This window comes from Bacteroidota bacterium (genome assembly GCA_019637975.1).
Taxonomy (GTDB): Bacteria; Bacteroidota; Ignavibacteria; order UBA10030; family UBA6906; genus CAADGV01.
In genome coordinates, this window is sequence record JAHBUR010000010.1 from 51,034 (window position 1) to 67,982 (window position 16,949).

The following is a 16,949-nucleotide window of genomic DNA, read 5'->3' on the forward strand; positions in this document are numbered from 1 at the left end:
TCCAAAAAACAAAGTCCCGCTTCGGCGGGGCTTTGTTTGAATTCCTGAACCGCTGTTCCCATCGACCTCTGAGCTGCAATTGCTTCTCCTCCCCACCCTTCCTATCTTTAGTTATCAGAACTCACCAATTGATACGCAATCACGAAAGGCGACACATGAAACTCTTCCCCATCGTACCGCTTGTGGCGTGTACGTTCACGCTTATCATCGGATGTTCAAAACCTCAGGAAACCAGCATGGAATCACCCCTCGCAGCAAAACTCAACCGCTTCGCCTCAACGGAAATCACCGCCGATGTCTCGCAACTTTCTGCCGGTGATCGCCAGGCACTGAATAAGCTCATCGAGGCTTCGCGGTTGATGGATGAGATATACCTGCGTCAGGTCTGGAACGGAAATGTTGACTTGAAGAAGAGGCTCGCCGCCGATACTTCCGCCGAAGGCAAACTCCGATACAGGATGTTCATGTTGAATAAGGGGCCGTGGTCCGGACTCGATCATGATTCCGCATTTGTGGAAGGCGTCCCCTATCCGAAACCGGCAGGGGCGAATTTCTACCCTGAAGACATCACGAAAGAAGAGTTTGAGCAATGGGTCGGAACATTGTCGAAAACCGATCAAGAGAAGGCTCGCGGTTTCTTCTACACGATCCGTCGCGATGAAAACGGAAAACTCACGCTCGTCCCCTACAGCGACGAGTACCGGCAATGGCTTGAACCCGCGGCAGGTTTACTGCGCGAAGCGGCGGCGTTGACCGGCAATACGTCGTTGAAGAGTTTTCTGACAAAACGTGCAGACTCCTTCTTGAGCAACGATTATTTTGCAAGCGATGTTGCGTGGATGGAGCTTGATGCCCCCATCGAACCGACAATCGGGCCGTATGAAGTCTATATGGATGAGTTGTTCAATTACAAGGCCGCATTCGAGGCATTCATCACGCTCCGCAACGACGAAGAGACAAGCAAGCTCTCGAAGTTCTCGAACGAACTGCAGGACTTGGAAAACAATCTCCCCATCGACAAAAAGTACCGTAATCCGAAACTTGGTGCGCTTGCCCCTATCCGTGTCGTTGATGTTGTTGTGAACGGCGGCGAGGCAAACAAGGGCGTGCAAACAGCGGCCTTCAATCTGCCCAACGACGAGAAGGTAACAAAGGAGAAAGGAAGCAAACGGGTGATGTTGAAGAATGTGCAGGAAGCGAAATTCAAGAACATCCTCATTCCTATCTCGAATACGGTTATTGCCCCGGAGGAACGACACTTCATTGCTTTCGAGCCGTTCTTCACACACATTTTAGCCCACGAGTTGATGCACGGACTCGGCCCGCACAGCATTGCGGTTGACGGCACACAAACAACCGTCCGTCAAGCAATGAAAGAACTCTCCTCGGCGTTTGAGGAAGCAAAAGCCGACATCAGTGGTTTGTGGGCGCTGCAATATCTGATTGACAAGGGGGTTGTGGAGAAGTCGTTCGAGCGGCAGATGTATGTGACATTTCTTGCCAGCGCGTTCCGTTCCGTGCGGTTCGGGTTGAATGAAGCGCACGGCAAAGGCATTGCGTTGCAGTTCAATTACCTGATGGATGAAGGCGCATTTGTGCACGACGCTGCAAGCGGCACGTTCAGCGTCAACTTTGACAAGATCAAACAGGCAGTCACAAAACTCACTTCCGAAATCATGACGATTCAGGCCGAAGGGAGTTACGGCAAAGCCAAGGCAATGCTCGACACGTACGGTGTGATGCGTCCCGAAATGAAAGCAGCACTCGACAAAATGACGACTATTCCCACAGACATTGCACCGCGCTATCCTCTGGCAGAAGGAGTCAATTAGTGGAGTCGCTTACAGGAAAGGTTGTGTGCATTACCGGAGCTTCGGCCGGAATCGGCGCGGCGTGTGCTGAAGAATTCGCCAGGCTGGGCTGCAATCTGTTGCTTGTTGCAAGGAGGAAGGATCGTATTGATGAGATTGCTGCGAGGCTCGGCGAATCGTATTCCATCAAGACTCACACGCTGCAGATTGATGTCAGGAATTGGCAGCACGTGGAGACTGCCATCTCCTCGCTTGACGATGAATGGAGATCACTTGACATCCTTGTGAACAATGCCGGACTTGCCCGCGGACTCGCCAAGCTGCATGAGGGGAATGTTGAAGATTGGGACGAGATGATTGATACGAACATCAAAGGCGTGCTGTATTTTACTCGCGCTGTGCTTCCTTTGATGGTTGAGAGAAACAGCGGCCACATCATCAACATCGGCTCGATTGCGGGACACCAGACGTATCCGATGGGCAACGTGTACAGCGCCACGAAATTCGCCGTCGCCGGGCTGACTCGCGGTCTGCGGATGGATATACTCGGTACGGCAATTCGAGTTACGAGCGTTGACCCCGGATTGGTTGAAACGGAATTCAGCCAGGTACGGTTTCACGGCGACAAAGAGCGGGCTTCAAAAACGTATCTCGGGATGACGCCGTTGACGCCGCGTGATGTTGCCGAGGCGGTAGTGTTCTGCGCGACACGCCCCCTGCATGTCAACATCGGTGAATTGCAACTGACGCCGACCGACCAGGCAACAGTGACAATGGTGCATCGAAGAAACTCTTGAGCGAAGGTGGATGGTGGACGATCTTCATTTGTTCAGGGACGAGAACATTCTTGAGCAGCTCAAGACTGCGCCGTTCACGCTCGGCTACTACACGTTGAAGTTCTATACAGAGAACGGAAAACCCGTGAACAGGGTTACGGACTCGATCTCTGAATTCTATCTTTATCCATCCGGCGGCACGTTGAGAGACAGCAGTTTCAATATTGTGTTCTATGACTCGCGGTTCGATACATACCGCGGATTCAAGCCGCCGCATTTGGAGCGTCAACAGGAATGATGAAACGGCGAAGCAAACGCGCAACAGGAACGGAACCGGTAAAGGACACGCCACCGGTTCCGTCAACGCCCGATGTGATTCTGGATTTCATCTTTGAAGAAGGGCTTTTCTTTGTAGAAATCAGAAACATCGGAATTGGCGCAGCAGTGAATGTAAAAACCAAATTCAGCAAGCGGTTCACAGGACTGGGTGGAGAATGCGAAATGCCACGCCTTTCCATGTTCCGCAATATTGCTTTTCTTGCGCCCGGACGAAGTGTCAGAACATTCCTCGACAGCAGCGACTCCTACTTTCGCCGCAAGCAGCCGACGCAAATTGATGCAACGCTGTCGTGGCTCGATATGAACGGTAAGCGGTTCAATGTCACAATCCACCACGATCTTGCGATATACGCCGACATCATCATCCTGCACCGGAATCCAAAAACATCAATTTCCAAGGAGTAGACACCATGGCGAAACAATCGGCAGCGGCTATCCAACGCAACGATCCCTACGGCAACTTCAACTATCTTGTGAATCTCGGAACGAATGACCCGCAGTCCGTGCAGGCGGGCTTTGCCGAGGTTGTTCTGCCGGATATTTCGATTGATGTAATCGAATACAGAAACGGCAACGAGCGTGTTTCTGAAACGCGAAAACTCCCCGGCCGCGCTCATTATGGCAGCGTGACCCTCAAACGCGGTGTTATCGGCTCGCTGGATTTGTATCAATGGATTGATCAAGTGCGCAACGGCAACAGCAATGCGTTCCGCAACGTCACGATTTCCTTGCAGAACGAAGATCGAACCAACATCGTGATGACGTGGAAATTCAGAAAGGCGTGGCCCGTCCGCTATTCGTTCTCGGCGTTGCAGGCAAAAGGCAAAGAAGTACTTGTGGAGAGCCTTGAGCTTGCATTTGACAGGATGGAGATGGAATAAGGTATTGTAGCGTCACGAACCACTCCGTAACGCCACAACAAATCCGCCGGGGTTGTCACTTCTTCACGGCAAGTATCTCAATCATCGGCGGCGAGCAGAAGAAGGCGTTGGGGTCGTTGGCCCGGTTCTGCCAATCGTGAACGAGAGCCGCGTGTTCATCCGCGGTCAGCCTTCCCTCTTCGACAAGTTTCGGAGCGTAGGTTTCAATGAAGATGGTCGGCCATGTCCAGAGTTGCGACTTCGGCCTCGCAATGCGATGGAGCGGACGAATGTCCACCGGCGAAAGTCCATGCTTCGCCAGCAACCCGGGCAGCCGCATCCCGACTTTTGTGTCTCCGCCTCTGCCGTTCCATGCATCCGCAACCGCCATCATAAACCGCTCGAATGCCGCGCTGCGCGGCGCAAGCAGGATGCCTTCGTAGTTCATATACTCCTGAATGGCAAACACGCCTCCGGGTTTCAAGGCACGTGCAACGCCTTCGATCACCGCCTCCGGGTCTTTCACAAAACAGAGAACCCAGCGCTGGTACGCAATATCCACCGTTGCGTCGGGAATATCAAGCCGCTGTACGTCACCTACTTGTGCTTCGACCGAAACGTTCCCCTCCTCTTCCAGTCTGCTGCGCAAGAACTCGATGAAGCGTGCTGATTCATCCAGGGCGATAACCTTGCCGCGGTGAGTTACCAACGCCGCCAAATCAAGACTCGTGTATCCCGGGCCGCAACCGATGTCGAGAACTGTTTTCCCGGGAGAGATCCCGGCACGCTCCCATATCGCGAATGCGGATTCACTCCAGAGTTTGTGTTGAAGACCAAGCCTTGTTACTTCGGCATCGTGCGTGCCGAGCGCGTATTCTTTCTGAGCGTTCATATAGGAAGAATGATTTGAGTTAAGCGAACATCTGCTTCGGGATGGCACCTTCAAGTTCAAGCAGCCACCGCTTGCGCCACAAGCCGCCACCGTAACCGTGCAGGTTCCCGTCGCCATCAATCACACGATGGCAAGGAATAATTATCGGAATGTAATTCATGCCGTTTGCGCGACCCACTGCCCGCGCCGCGCCCGGTTTGCCCAAGTGAACCGCCAGTTCTCCATAGGATCGGGTTTCTCCGTACGGTATCTTCATCAATTCGTTCCATACATTCTTCTCGAACACGGTTCCCTTCTGATCAATCGGGAGAGTGAAATCCTTCCGCGTGCCGTCGAAATATTCGCATGCTTGGGATTCAAGTTCTTCAAGCAGGCTGCTTGTTCCCTCTCTCATCTCCACTCCGTACCGTTTTGTCATCCGCGCTGTAATACGTTCAAGTCCTCCCCGGTCGAAGAACTCAAAAAGGCATACACCTCTCGACGTCACGCCGCCGATCATTTCGCCGACGGGCGTGGTGATGATTTTGTAGAGAATACCTTCAGCGTCCATTGATTCTCCCCGGCGGGTGGCCGTACTGTTTGATGAATGCGTCGCGGAAACCGCTGGATGATTCGAAGCCTGTTTCGTACGCCGCTGTCAGGTAGTCCGAGCCGTTTCGCATGAGTGAGTGTGCGTATTCGAGCCGTACCCGCCGGTGCATTGCCATAGGCGTTGTGTTCATATACGATTTGAAGTAGCGGCGAATAGTCGAGATATCCACTCCGCCGGTTGTAGCGAGCAGTTGCTCGTCGAGTTTGCGGGTCGTATTCTGTTTGATAGTCGCCAAAACCGAATCGAGCCACGGCGGCTGTGTGTTTGGATAAAACTCGGAGCGGCACCGTTTGCATCCGCGGAACCCTGCAGCAATGGCCTCTTCCCGTGTCTCGACAAACACGACATTCTTCATCATCGGCAGTTTCGCTTTGCAGGAGGGCAGACAATAAATCTTCGTGGTCTTCACGCAAACGAAGAATTTGCCGTCGTACGAGGCATCGTCGTTCTGCATTGCGGCTATCATTTCTTCTTGTGTGAATTTCATGGTCATCAATCTAACGCAAAGAATTCTCCGACGCTACCGATTTTCGTGCAGGGAACAATGGGAATTCAGATTGGGGATTTTTGATTGCGGATTACGCTGTATCTGTCAATCTTAGGTCGGTTTCCGCCCTCAAGTAATACACATTCTCCTTCTTCACAATCCTGTCAAAAATCTCCTCGTTGTGTGAGATCAGCAGGATGCCTTTGCCGGCATTCTGCTTTCGTTGAAGCATTGCAATCACCTTTCCCGCACTTTCGAAGTCGAGGCCGTTCAGCGGTTCATCTAAAATCAGTATATCAGTATCAAGCGCAAAGCCACGCAGCAGATTCAGCCGTTGTTTCTGTCCGCCGCTGAGGTGTTTGACCTTCTTGGTCAGGAAACTTGCATCGAGAGCTGAGTCGAACAATTCTCTGAGGATGGTAATGACCTGAGCATCCGTTGGCCGCTTCAATGCAGGCAGGCCTTCGAATGTTCCCTTCACCGTCGATTCCGGGTTCAATGCTTCGTCGGCATGTTGAAACACCATCGTCATCTTCCGTCCCCAAATATTCTTGTGCCAGAACGAGCGCGGCGTCTTCTCATTCATCTCCAATCCACCCAACCGGGCCGCAAGATGCCCTGCCTGCAACAATCCCATTGCAAGCTTCACAAGCGTCGTCTTCCCCACTCCGCTTGCGGCCTTCAAATACACAATGTCGCCCGCATGCAACTGAAGAGAGCATTCGTTCTTTCTCTCCTTGTCACTTGAGATACGCAATGTACGGTCAAACACCCGGGCGCCGCTTTCGATGGTAAGTAATGTCGTGCGGGCACTCTCTGTACGGCTTTCGCCGGAAGGATGTTGCGTATGCAGCCATTCGAGGTACGCATCGGTATCAAAATTCTCCAGCGCAAGCGTGTCTCCTTTCAGCGTGACCTCTTTGAATGCGAGTTTGTTCATCACATCCTTATGACTCACGTTGATTTTCTCAATCATCGAATAATCATGCGTGATGAGCAGGCAGGTGAAGTTCACTTTTCTGAACCGTTCGAGCAGCATATCGAGAAACACATCACGATACACATTGTCGAGACTTCCGGTCGGCTCGTCAAACACGAAGATCTCGTATTCGGATGGCTGCTTCCGTTCGATAAGGAGATCGATCTTCTTGAACGCCATCGCAAGCAGGATGCGCTGCTTCTCGCCGCCGCTGGGACGGTGTGGCTCCGGATACACCTCGACAATCTTCTTGATATCATCCGGCGGCGAATGTTGCCACAACGCGCCGAGGATGGTATCTTCTCTGTTCGAGAATCCAAGACTCCCCTCACGCATTTGCGTCGCAAGCGTCATCAACGGATTCAGATGGGTTGAAGGTTCTTGAAAGACAAAAAAACTTTGATGCTGCAGTTGTGCTGTTTCGGGGCGGGAAAGATACTTCCGATACGGCTCACCGTCAATGGTGATATCAAGTTCGTCGGGATCCAGAAGTCCGTATAACGCTTTTGAAATGAGCGACTTCCCAATTCCCGATTCTCCCAGAAGCAGCGTGATGCGGTTTTCCGGGATCTCGAAGTTATCAATCGAGACGAGCCTCCTTTTTCCCGCGGCAATTCTGATGGTTCGGCTGATAGTCATTTACAGTCGGTGCCTCTTCACAAATCCATTGGAGATTTTATAGAGGCACAGAAGCGTGAATACAATGGTCCACGCCGTGCTGATGCCCTGCAAGTGCTGGAAGAAGAGTGAGCTGACATTCCTGAAATTCGTCACGACCGTGCCGATGGCAAGAATATCCTGCTTGCTGTCCATCGTTGCAAGAAGTCCGCCCAGCGTTGTCGGGAAATTGCTGAGACTCACGTCGGTGGAAAGGCCGACCGACACAATGAAATCCACGCTGCATAAGAGAAAGATGGTGGCGCCAAACACCGAGATCATTTTGTGAAGAAGATGCGCACGGCTGTTCTTGAACAGAATTTCCGTATTGATAATTCTGCTTTCACTGATGCCACAGCACAGCATGGCATCAAAGAAATCCGATTTCATATAGAACGCTATTCTCTCCCGGATCACATCCGTGACTTCGAGAAAAACGAATACGCTGATGACGAACGACATCCAGACGAGTTGGGCAGTCTGCGTCCTGAGAATATCACCTTGAATGAACAGAGTGAGCACAACATATCCAATCAAGATACCGACGATTTGAGGTACTGAACGAATCAGGTTGAGAAGAAATGTCAGAAACAGATAGGGGATGCGCGTCCGCGACTCGTCGAGGAAATGCATCGCCAACGCAGCCAACCATCCCAACAGAAAGGCAAGCAACACCACAAGCGTGCCGACAATCAGCGTGTTGAGGGATGCGGCACTCAATCGGGCAAACGCCGCCGGATTGAGATATAGTGTGTTCCACAACCACAGACTGCCGAGACCCGCAAGCCAGATGAACAGCCAGAGCTTGTCTTTTGCCCGGAAGATATTTGGCCGAAGGAACCTCATTGCTGCTTGTTCCCGAATTTCCGTTCTTGCCGATGCGACCAGAGGTCAACAGCAATCTCTGTTGCCTTTACGAGAAGGAAAATGCTCAACACAATGGCAAGCACAACATCGTACTGCTTGTAGAGAATGTTCTTCAGCATCTCATAGCTCAGATGTCCCTGGATATTCAACGCCATCTCTATAATGACAAGTCCCGTGATGAGAAAGGACGCGTGTTCTTTCAGTGTCGGCTGGAACTGATGCCGCGCATTGAGATAAATATGCTGGAAGACATGCGACGGGAAGCGCTTGCGTAGCCGGAATATGCTGCCTTTTGAAATACCGTCCCCGGCGTGCCAGGCGTAGGAGTTGTAGAGGTTCTTGACAACCGCCGTTTCGACATACCCCTTCCTGCTCTCCGCAACGAGAAATGTGAAGAAGCGGTTTGTGTAATTGATGAGAAGTCCGTTCGAGATCACGCCAAGAAGGATCATGAAGATGTAGGAATCTGTATCGAATCTCGTTTTGAACGAATACGCGATAACGTATGCGGGTGCGAAAAGAACAACGTATGCCATTCCTTTGACAAGCGCTTTCACCAGAAGCCCAGCAGCCCGTGGAACCGACCGGTTGCCTGATGATGAGAGATGATCGAAGAACGTTTCGAGATATGATGAACGGCCTTGCTTCATCTGAACGAACCGGATGGTTCCCAACGTTTGGGCTCCGTAATAACTCAGCGCAAGGACAACAATGTAGATGACGATGAACTGAAGATACATACCAAGAAGGTCCTGCGCCTTGGCAGCCGTCAGCCCACGATCTCCTCCTCCGGTTTTGTACAATTCGTTGGTAAATTGCTCACGCCTGAAATCGTCAATAGCCCGCAGAAGAGAATCATTCTTACCGGAGGCTTCGGGGTGGAAGATGTTCAACGACTCACGAAACAGCGCCCTGTCCAACGGATTGCCGAAATCAACGAACTCCAACGCCACATATTTCTGAACATCACCGCTCTGCGCCGTCCTCGTGTGCAGATTCTCTTGCCGAAGCAGATGAATAAGCCCGGCAAACAGCGCCGTCACCAACAGTATGCTTACCGCATGTTCGACAAAACGTGCCTTCACTTCTTCTCTCCCCCGCTAATCTCAATGCGGCCGGGCGTGCTTGACACACGCAACGATGTTCCCAGAATTACTCCCTCAATGGATTTGCCCAACAGTCGCGTACTCTCTGAAAAAGCATCGGCAGAAGCCGCGGATTCAAGTACACACAATGCTGTGTTGCCCTGTTGCTCGACTTTCCATTGCGGCGGCTGCAATTGGTGCGACGATTCCCGATTGAAGAAGTCGTACAGCCGCGAGAGTGTAGCGTTCACTTCCTGCACGCGAACACGGATGAGCGGCAGCGTTCGTTCCAATTGTTCGAGTGTTGATGTGCCCGCTTGTTTGAGAATCCTCCAATCACGTTCCGCTCTCGATTCTCCGAACTGAATCCAGCCGAAGCGGCTTCCGGCACCCAGCGTGCGAACGTAGGCAAATCCCTGATGCTCGAACAGCCGGACGACAACGGCACCTTGAGCAAGCGGCGATTTCTGTGTCCTTGCCGGATCGTGCAGAATAACGCGGTTGCCGCTCAAGACTTCAACCGTATCGCCAAGCAGAGTCGCATTGCGATATGTTCTCTGAAACATCCCACCTTCCACTCCCGCTAGTTGCCCGCCAGTATCTTTCTCGAAAAAGTAGATCCGGTTTCCAACCTCCACCCTCATGCAAGGAGTGAAACCGTCGCCCAACATATCGTCGGGATTGAGAATTCTGAAGGGAGTGAACGGAAGAAACTCCGCCTTCTCACTGTTGGTAATTTGCTGCTGGTATTGATTGTAGACGAAAAGAAGGCGGACTTCCCCGAGAACGAGAAAGTCCGCTTTGGTGTTTGCAGAAACCGGAGACAGCAGCAGGAAAAGCGCTGTAATGACAAACGCTGTTCCGCGCATAAGCCGTATGACGAAGGAAACTACTTTGGTTGCTCTTTCCATTTCTTGATGGTCGAGAGCTGCGAGGCCACGCCGTACAAATCAATGCTTGTGCTGTCGAACTGTGTGCTGAAATACGCCAGCGACGGCAGAGAAAACATCCACGCACCGAGACTCAACTGATTTTCCAGCGCATCAATGCGGCGTGAAAATTCCTGCTTATCCCCGATCTGCCGTGTCGCCATGAAGCCGTAGATATATTGCAGCAACTGGTTGATGTCGGCCTGATCGGGGCCGCCCAGTTCGGCATCGAGCCTGAAGAAATTCTTCTCCGCCTTCCATGAAGCCGGGCTGACTCCTCCGCCGTCCGGTGTTGTCACAAGATTGATGCGGTACGTTTGCAGGTCAGGCTCACGCAGGAAAATGTCGTACAAGTCGTACAGGAAATTACTTCTGTAACCGCTGATGGCAACGAGCAGGGCGTCGTAGTTCCCCCGCTTAACGTCGTCGTTCTGCACCGCAGTCACCTTCAACCTGCCGCGTGAAATTCCCGGACTGTTGATGACATCAATCAGGTCGGCGTATTCTTCACGGAATCCAAAATTCATACACGCCGCAATGCGGACGGTATCAGGCAGAATTCCCATGTTCACAGGCATATCGGTGACAAACGGCGTCACGACGCTATCTTCGACATAGTAGGATGATGTAGGAAACACGCTCTTGTTTACATAGTCATCATAGTTGTTCCTGTTCCCCCTGTAATCAATTATGTTCCGTTGCTGGGGTGTCCCGACTTTGTACAATGCGCTGATCACCTGCTTGCCGTTGAGCATCGAACGGACAGCCAATCGTTGTTCGCGGTTGAGACGCTGCGTGTTGAACAAAACGGCAAACAGCGTCGTGCTGACATTGGACTTCACAAAGAATTTCGTGCTGTCATTCAAGATCGGTGAGAGACTGCCGAACGGCGTATCGAGCAGAACGTTGATGCGATTGTTCTTCAACTCCGTCGTGAATGTGCTGTTGTCAATGAACGGCGACAACATCACGCTGGCGATATTTGCAGTCCCGTCGGGACTCTTGTGATAATTCGAAACGCCTTCCTTCGGGGGCAACATCAGGAATGCGTTGCTGCCGATTGTGTAGTTCAACGCATTCATGTCGGAACCGTCCGGCAGAACCTTGAACGACAACACTTCTTTGATATCGGTTTCCTTCCAGATGCGGTCGCCGCGGAATCTCATGCGAATGACGTTACTCGCATCCGGTCCTTCAAAAGCAAGCGGGTCAATTGCCTGAGAGACAAGAATGTAATCGGGAGAGAGACTCCCCAGCGCCTGAATACGCCGCAGCGTGAAATTCAAATCAGCGGCACTGAAGAGATGCTCACGCGTCTTGTCAATCGACTTGAGTTCATCTTTCTCCATCGTTGCGGTATAGCTGTCGTGCCAGTACTTGTTCGTTTTGAGCCGCACCGACACGATATTGTTCTCGTCTATGCCAATCAATTCTCCCAAACCATCTTCATACACTACGCCGCTGGCATCGGCGGAGATATTAAAGAGTCCATCGAACTGGATTTCTTCCAACTTGTCCGACAGCGCCGTTGAACTCGGCAAATGCGGATCAATCGTCGGTTTTTGATGGGAGATGTAGGGGATGACGATCATCCCGCGAAGTTTATCGAGCGTGAGATAATAGTACAATCCTCCGGCTATCAACAGCAGTACCGCGATACTTGAAGCGATGATGATGTTCCGCTTCTTATTCGACTTCGGAGGCGGAGGTGGCGGAGTCCAAGCCGGGATGGCGGTTTCCTGGGTCTTTTGTTCGTCCATAGTTTCGTTCTTCCTTTGCTAATTCTTGCGGATGATCGGCACTTGCGCCATTGTGCTCACTTCAAACACTTTGTATCCGGGATACTTGAAGCGAATCTCAAGCACGTTGTTTCCGTCTTTGTCCATTTGCACAGGCGAAATCTGCGACTCGTAATTGTTGTCCGCCGTCGGTGAGGTGACGGTGTGGCGTCCCTCGTTCTTGATGACTGTCCTGTTCAGCTTGATGGATTCGAACCATGCTTGCGTACCGGCTTTCTCTGCTACCTCCTTCGGAAGCTTCACGTTAATCTCAAACACCGGGAATTGCGCCTCCGACGGAATCTTGAGTGTGACTCTGAAGAGATATTCGTTCGTTCCGCGGGGATTGGTTGTCACGGGCATGACGAACAACTTGCGGTATTCTTTCGGCCTGATAATCCATTTCGAAACATTGGGGTCGCATTCATTCACCATCGAACGAATTTGGTTGTCAGTGCCCTTATAGTATTTGCCGTGCTCGACAACAGCCCGCGCCCTGTCAACGCCGCGATCGTTGATGTTTCGTGTGAAGTCGCGGTAAATTGCCGTAATCGATGCGGCAGGGAAATCATTGAACTTCAGCTTGTCAATGTAGTTCTGGACTTCGGCGCGTTTGCGCTGCACTTCTGCATCGCCGCTCGCCGAGAAACTGATTTGATGCACGGGCAGAAACGCAGAGTCGAGATACAATGCAGGCACATTGTCAATCGCCGCTTCGTTTGCTTTCACGAACGCGTCAACCCGCTGATGCGACACTTGCTTCACACGATTGAAGATCTCTCCCTCGAAAGAGCGAACAATCCTGTTTTTCTGTTCGTTCACCGCCGGAACTCCGGCGAACGAGGCGTTGTAGTGAATTTCCCGCAGCAACGCTTCCGCTGATGCCCACGAGTTGGCGCCGAGCCGTTGCGCACATTGCTGGGACATACCGAAGAGTGTCTCCGAAGCATTCACGCGTGCCGTCGCGTTGCGAATCTCGGCATCAAGCATGGTAGCGCACACATACCGGCCGTATTTTTCAAATGACAGCCTTCTTGATTCGGGAAGTTTTGACCGGGCGTCTGCAATTTTTGAAAGGAAGTCCGAGAACAGCGCTTCGGTTGTGAGCGGGGGATTTGCGGCAAACGCCCTGTCGATTTGCTGGAACTTCTCGTTCACCAACGCCATACCCGACGCTTCCACGTTGAACCGCTCGACAAACGACATCAGTGTTCTGAAATCGGCGGGCACCTGCACACCGCAGGCTTCGTAGAGTTTTCTCGCATTGTCGGCAGGAGGAGTGATGTTGATTTTCTTTGCATCATTCTTTGCACGCAGCTGATCGTCATAGAATGATGGCGCATCGGTAAGTCGTCTGATGAATGTTGTGCGGGCTTTTTCCAGAATCGGCCGCGGGAAGCGATCCCGCTGCACAACAAACTCCGCGAACTCGGGCGCCGCTTCAAGGAATGCCCCGATATTGCCGTGCGAATCCTGCTCTTTTTTGAAAACATTCAGGACGGTGGCATAATTCTCCTGGAACTGTAACTCATCGTTTGTCTTGTTGCGTAGCGCAGCGAAATTCTCGTACGCCGTATCGCGTGAGCTGGCGATATTGGGCGGGAAGATATTCTCCAACTTCACCAACTCACCCTTCATGCCGCGGATGTTCCTCGTTGCCCCGTCCAGTTGGCGGAGTTTTTCTGCGAAGGCAAATCCCGAGAAACTGAACCGGTCGTCAATCGAGTTGTAGGTATCGCGCTCAATGGTATTGTCGGCGAGAATTTTCTTGTATTCGGTGTATTTGTTCTCGAACGTGAAGCGCCATTGCGGCACGTAGCGGTATGTCATCTCCAATTCGACATCGTACGGAACGGATTCAATCACCCAAAAATATTCGGGCGGAAGCTTGCTGATCATGTACGCACTGGTGTTGTCATGCGAGGCGAGTTCATCAGGAATCTTCTGGAAGGGCCCGTCGCCGCCGTCAAATCTATCCGTCAAGAAGTACTGGAGGGCGGACTTCGCATTCAGCTTCAGCGCAAGCACGAATTGGTCGCCTTCCGGGCGCGGAAACTTGATAAAGTACTTCTTGTCCTTGTCAAGAGTAAAATTGTCCTTGCCGTCCTTCAGCTCAATGTAGCCCCGCTCGGCGGGCGAAAGCTCTGGCTTGGGCGAGAGTTCCTTGTACGCAGCGCAGCCGCCAAGCAGAAATCCAAAGAGTATCAGGGGGAAAATGCGTTTCATTGTTGCTCTCCGTTGTCGTTTGATTTTGGGCCAGACTAATATCTGAAAGTGGGGGGGATTGTTCAAGCCTTAAGTGGTTAAGTTGGCTTAATACCTTTTGTGAGTTCTTTGCCCTTCACTCCCCTTTTCCAGATATTCTCCCATGCCAGCACTTGCCAACGTTGCACTGCCTGTTGCAGTCGATTCGACATTCACGTATCAAATCCCGCCGGAGCTTGAGCAGTCTGCCGTTATCGGCGTCCGCGTCGTTGTGCCGTTCGGCAGAAAGTACACAACGGGATTGATCGTCGATCTTCCGGTTTCAACTTCTCTCACTTCTCTCAAACCTATTAAAGATGTGCTTGATGCATCGCCTGTCGTGTCAGATGAACTTCTGCACTTGTGCAAATGGATTGCCGATTACTATTTCGCCCCTCTCGGTGAAGTGCTGAAGACCTCGCTGCCGCACGGGTTCAGTTCGTCGAGCAAGAGAATGGTAAGACTCGCAGCATCTGCAACGCCCGAACAGATTGCCGAAGCGAAGCGTATCTCGAAGCAGAGAGTACGGCTCTTCGAGCTTCTCGCACAACATGAATCAGTCCTTTCTTCCGATCTCCAAAAGAAAACCGGACTCAAGAACATCAACACCATCCTGAACGAGCTCGCTGCGGCCGGATTGATTGAGACGGAAGAAGTTCTCCCGAAACAGAAAACCAAATTGCCGACGAAGGATGTCGTTCTTCTTGACAAACTTGACTCCGAACAACTTGCGGCAGCAATCACTGGACTCTCCAAGAAAAAGAAGAAGGCCCGCCAACTGCTCGAAGCATTAGACTGGCTGAAACAGCAAGGCACGCAGGAGATTTTCTTGACGGATTTGCTGAAGAAATCGGGCACAACGTCGGCGGCTGTCAAGGAGTTCAGAACGTCGGGACTTCTTGCCGTTGAGAAGAGGGAAATCAAAACGCAACAGTCCTTCGGCACGGAAGAACAGACGCTTGCGATTGCGTTGAACGAAACCCAGCAGAAGGTTCTTACAATTTTGCGGACGGCAATGGATGCCGGTACAAACAAGACGTTCCTTCTGCACGGCGTCACCGGAAGCGGCAAGACGCAAGTGTACATCGAAGCCATCCGGCGTTGTTTGGAAAGAGGAAAAACTGCCATCGTACTTGTGCCGGAAATTTCGCTAACGCCGCAGACGGCGCGGCGGTTCAAGAGTCATTTTGAAGAACGTGTCGCCGTCGTGCACAGCAACATGTCCGCAAACGAGCGGCACGAAGTGTGGCAACGGGCGCGGCGCGGGGAGTATCGCGTCATCATCGGGCCGCGGTCGGCGGTGTTTGCTCCGCTGCAGAATCTCGGCTTGATTGTGGTAGATGAAGAGCATGAGCCGTCGTACAAGCAATTCGACGGCGTGCCCCGGTACAATGCGCGGGATGTTGCCGTTGTGCGGGGGAAAATGGACAATGCCGTCGTCGTTCTCGGCTCGGCAACACCCTCGGCAGAGTCGTATTTCAACGTCCTGCAAGGCAAGTACGACCTGCTTGAAATGCCGAACCGGGTGGAGCAGATTTCCCTACCGGAAGTTCTGATTGTTGACATGACGGAGGAAAGGAAGCGCGAGTACTTCGCAATGAAAGAGGCGGCAACAGAAGAGAATCGTGTGAAGTTGCGCGAATTTCAGCAGTCGTCGTTCTCAAATCTGCTCCGCGAGAAGATTCAGGATCGTCTGAATAAAAAGGAGGGTATCATCCTCCTGCAAAATCGCCGCGGCTTCGCCCCGTTCATTGAATGCGTTGACTGCGGCAATACGTTGATGTGCCCCAAGTGCAACGTCACGCTCACGTACCACATCACCCGCAAGCACCTCCGATGCCATTACTGCGGATTGACGAAACAACCGCCTGCCGTGTGTCCACATTGCCAAAGCATCGCGTTGCAGCAGCGTGGCGCCGGGACGCAACGCGTCGAGCAGGAACTTGCGCAACTCTTCCCTTCCGCAAAATTGCTGCGAATGGATATGGACACAACGACGCGCAAGGGCTCGCATCAGCGGCTGTTGGAGAAATTCGGTAACGGCGAAGCGGACATCCTGCTCGGAACGCAAATGGTTGCAAAGGGGTTGGACTTCGCCCGCGTCACGCTTGTCGGTGTGGTTTCGGCGGACACGCAGATGTTGCTGCCGGACTTCCGTGCCTCCGAGCGGACGTTCCAGCTACTCACGCAAGTCGCCGGCCGCGCCGGACGCAGCACGCTGAAAGGCGAAGTGGTGATTCAAACGCATCAGCCTGATCACTATACGCTCAAGCACGTCATTGACCATGATTTCAAGAAGTTCGTCGAGGTAGAATTGGAAGAAAGGAAAGAACTCGACTACCCGCCGTTTTCCCGCCTCGCACTTGTCGAGTTCAAAGGGAAGAATGAAAACAACGTCAAAGCCGAAGCCGAGCGGTTCGTCAAGCATTTGCGCGCAATCCTCGGAACGTTCACCATCCTCGGCCCGTCGCCTGCCGTCATCAGCAAAATCAACAATCAATACCGCTGGCACATCATCGTGAAGAATCTCAAGTCGAAAGACCCGGCAGGAACCGAGCTGCGTTACGCGTTGCGCAAGTCGCTTGCGGATTTCGGAAGAAGGAAGTCGTCGGTGAAACTGACGGTGGATATTGATCCGGTGGGGTTGATGTAG

General features: G+C 52.2%; 15 protein-coding genes. 6 read left to right on the plus strand and 9 right to left on the minus strand.

Annotated elements, in window-relative coordinates; genetic code table 11:
• Positions 1–155 precede the first annotated feature (155 nt).
• The 5 genes from KF749_07250 to KF749_07270 are packed head-to-tail and all read left to right on the plus strand — an operon-like array spanning position 156 to position 3,807.
• A complete protein-coding gene (locus KF749_07250; GenBank protein ID MBX2990949.1) occupies positions 156–1,832 on the plus strand; it encodes a hypothetical protein in 1,677 nt (558 codons plus the stop codon).
• Positions 1,832–2,608: an SDR family NAD(P)-dependent oxidoreductase gene (locus tag KF749_07255; GenBank protein MBX2990950.1), complete on the plus strand. Its 777-nt coding sequence runs from the start codon at positions 1,832–1,834 to the stop codon at positions 2,606–2,608. Before KF749_07250 ends, KF749_07255 begins: the two co-directional genes overlap by 1 nt.
• A 10-nt stretch (positions 2,609–2,618) precedes the next feature.
• Entirely contained in the window at positions 2,619–2,885 is a 267-nt protein-coding gene (locus tag KF749_07260) for a hypothetical protein (protein MBX2990951.1), read from the plus strand.
• Positions 2,882–3,331 (plus strand): hypothetical protein, encoded by a 450-nt coding sequence (locus KF749_07265; protein ID MBX2990952.1) that lies wholly within the window; start codon positions 2,882–2,884, stop codon positions 3,329–3,331. The genes KF749_07260 and KF749_07265 overlap by 4 nt, the downstream gene beginning before the upstream one ends.
• 5 nt (positions 3,332–3,336) lie before the next feature.
• On the plus strand, positions 3,337–3,807 hold the full coding sequence (locus KF749_07270) for a phage tail protein (protein ID MBX2990953.1): 471 nt from the start codon (positions 3,337–3,339) through the stop codon (positions 3,805–3,807).
• 55 nt (positions 3,808–3,862) lie between these two features.
• On the opposite strand, the gene KF749_07275 is transcribed toward KF749_07270, so the two are convergent.
• The 9 genes from KF749_07275 to KF749_07315 all read right to left on the minus strand — a co-directional run bounded on the left by KF749_07275 (position 3,863) and on the right by KF749_07315 (position 14,278).
• The gene (locus tag KF749_07275; protein ID MBX2990954.1) at positions 3,863–4,678 is read right to left on the minus strand and encodes a methyltransferase domain-containing protein; all 816 of its coding nucleotides are present in this window, start codon (positions 4,676–4,678) and stop codon (positions 3,863–3,865) included.
• Positions 4,679–4,697: 19 nt separating this feature from the next.
• Positions 4,698–5,177, minus strand: coding sequence for a methylated-DNA--[protein]-cysteine S-methyltransferase (locus tag KF749_07280; GenBank protein ID MBX2990955.1), 480 nt, complete (start codon positions 5,175–5,177; stop codon positions 4,698–4,700).
• Between the two features lie 40 nt (positions 5,178–5,217).
• A complete protein-coding gene (locus KF749_07285) occupies positions 5,218–5,757 on the minus strand; it encodes a methylphosphotriester-DNA--protein-cysteine methyltransferase family protein (GenBank protein MBX2990956.1) in 540 nt (179 codons plus the stop codon).
• A 91-nt stretch (positions 5,758–5,848) separates the two neighbouring features.
• Positions 5,849–7,375 carry an ATP-binding cassette domain-containing protein gene (locus KF749_07290; protein ID MBX2990957.1) on the minus strand — a complete coding sequence of 509 codons (1,527 nt, stop codon included), beginning with the start codon at positions 7,373–7,375 and terminating at the stop codon, positions 5,849–5,851.
• Positions 7,376–8,239 carry a hypothetical protein gene (locus KF749_07295; protein MBX2990958.1) on the minus strand — a complete coding sequence of 288 codons (864 nt, stop codon included), beginning with the start codon at positions 8,237–8,239 and terminating at the stop codon, positions 7,376–7,378.
• A complete protein-coding gene (locus KF749_07300) occupies positions 8,236–9,345 on the minus strand; it encodes a hypothetical protein (protein MBX2990959.1) in 1,110 nt (369 codons plus the stop codon). The genes KF749_07295 and KF749_07300 overlap by 4 nt, the downstream gene beginning before the upstream one ends.
• On the minus strand, positions 9,342–10,256 hold the full coding sequence (locus KF749_07305; GenBank protein ID MBX2990960.1) for a hypothetical protein: 915 nt from the start codon (positions 10,254–10,256) through the stop codon (positions 9,342–9,344). The genes KF749_07300 and KF749_07305 overlap by 4 nt, the downstream gene beginning before the upstream one ends.
• Positions 10,235–12,034, minus strand: a complete 1,800-nt coding sequence (locus KF749_07310; GenBank protein MBX2990961.1) for a hypothetical protein — start codon at positions 12,032–12,034, stop codon at positions 10,235–10,237. Before KF749_07310 ends, KF749_07305 begins: the two co-directional genes overlap by 22 nt.
• Positions 12,035–12,052: 18 nt before the next feature.
• Positions 12,053–14,278, minus strand: coding sequence for a hypothetical protein (locus tag KF749_07315; protein MBX2990962.1), 2,226 nt, complete (start codon positions 14,276–14,278; stop codon positions 12,053–12,055).
• Positions 14,279–14,420: 142 nt separating this feature from the next.
• On the opposite strand from KF749_07315, the gene priA reads away from it, so the two are divergent.
• Positions 14,421–16,949, plus strand: a complete 2,529-nt coding sequence (gene priA, locus KF749_07320; protein ID MBX2990963.1) for a primosomal protein N' — start codon at positions 14,421–14,423, stop codon at positions 16,947–16,949.

Coding starts and splice junctions, on each gene's coding strand:
- KF749_07250 (MBX2990949.1), top strand. CDS start 156: ATGAAACTCTTCCCCATCGTACCGCTTGTGGCGTGTACGTTCACGCTT.
- KF749_07260 (MBX2990951.1), top strand. CDS start 2,619: ATGGTGGACGATCTTCATTTGTTCAGGGACGAGAACATTCTTGAGCAG.
- KF749_07265 (MBX2990952.1), top strand. CDS start 2,882: ATGATGAAACGGCGAAGCAAACGCGCAACAGGAACGGAACCGGTAAAG.
- KF749_07270 (MBX2990953.1), top strand. CDS start 3,337: ATGGCGAAACAATCGGCAGCGGCTATCCAACGCAACGATCCCTACGGC.
- KF749_07275 (MBX2990954.1), bottom strand. CDS start 4,678: ATGAACGCTCAGAAAGAATACGCGCTCGGCACGCACGATGCCGAAGTA.
- KF749_07280 (MBX2990955.1), bottom strand. CDS start 5,177: ATGATCGGCGGCGTGACGTCGAGAGGTGTATGCCTTTTTGAGTTCTTC.
- KF749_07285 (MBX2990956.1), bottom strand. CDS start 5,757: ATGAAATTCACACAAGAAGAAATGATAGCCGCAATGCAGAACGACGAT.
- KF749_07290 (MBX2990957.1), bottom strand. CDS start 7,375: ATGACTATCAGCCGAACCATCAGAATTGCCGCGGGAAAAAGGAGGCTC.
- KF749_07295 (MBX2990958.1), bottom strand. CDS start 8,239: ATGAGGTTCCTTCGGCCAAATATCTTCCGGGCAAAAGACAAGCTCTGG.
- KF749_07305 (MBX2990960.1), bottom strand. CDS start 10,256: ATGGAAAGAGCAACCAAAGTAGTTTCCTTCGTCATACGGCTTATGCGC.
- KF749_07310 (MBX2990961.1), bottom strand. CDS start 12,034: ATGGACGAACAAAAGACCCAGGAAACCGCCATCCCGGCTTGGACTCCG.
- KF749_07315 (MBX2990962.1), bottom strand. CDS start 14,278: ATGAAACGCATTTTCCCCCTGATACTCTTTGGATTTCTGCTTGGCGGC.
- priA (MBX2990963.1), top strand. CDS start 14,421: ATGCCAGCACTTGCCAACGTTGCACTGCCTGTTGCAGTCGATTCGACA.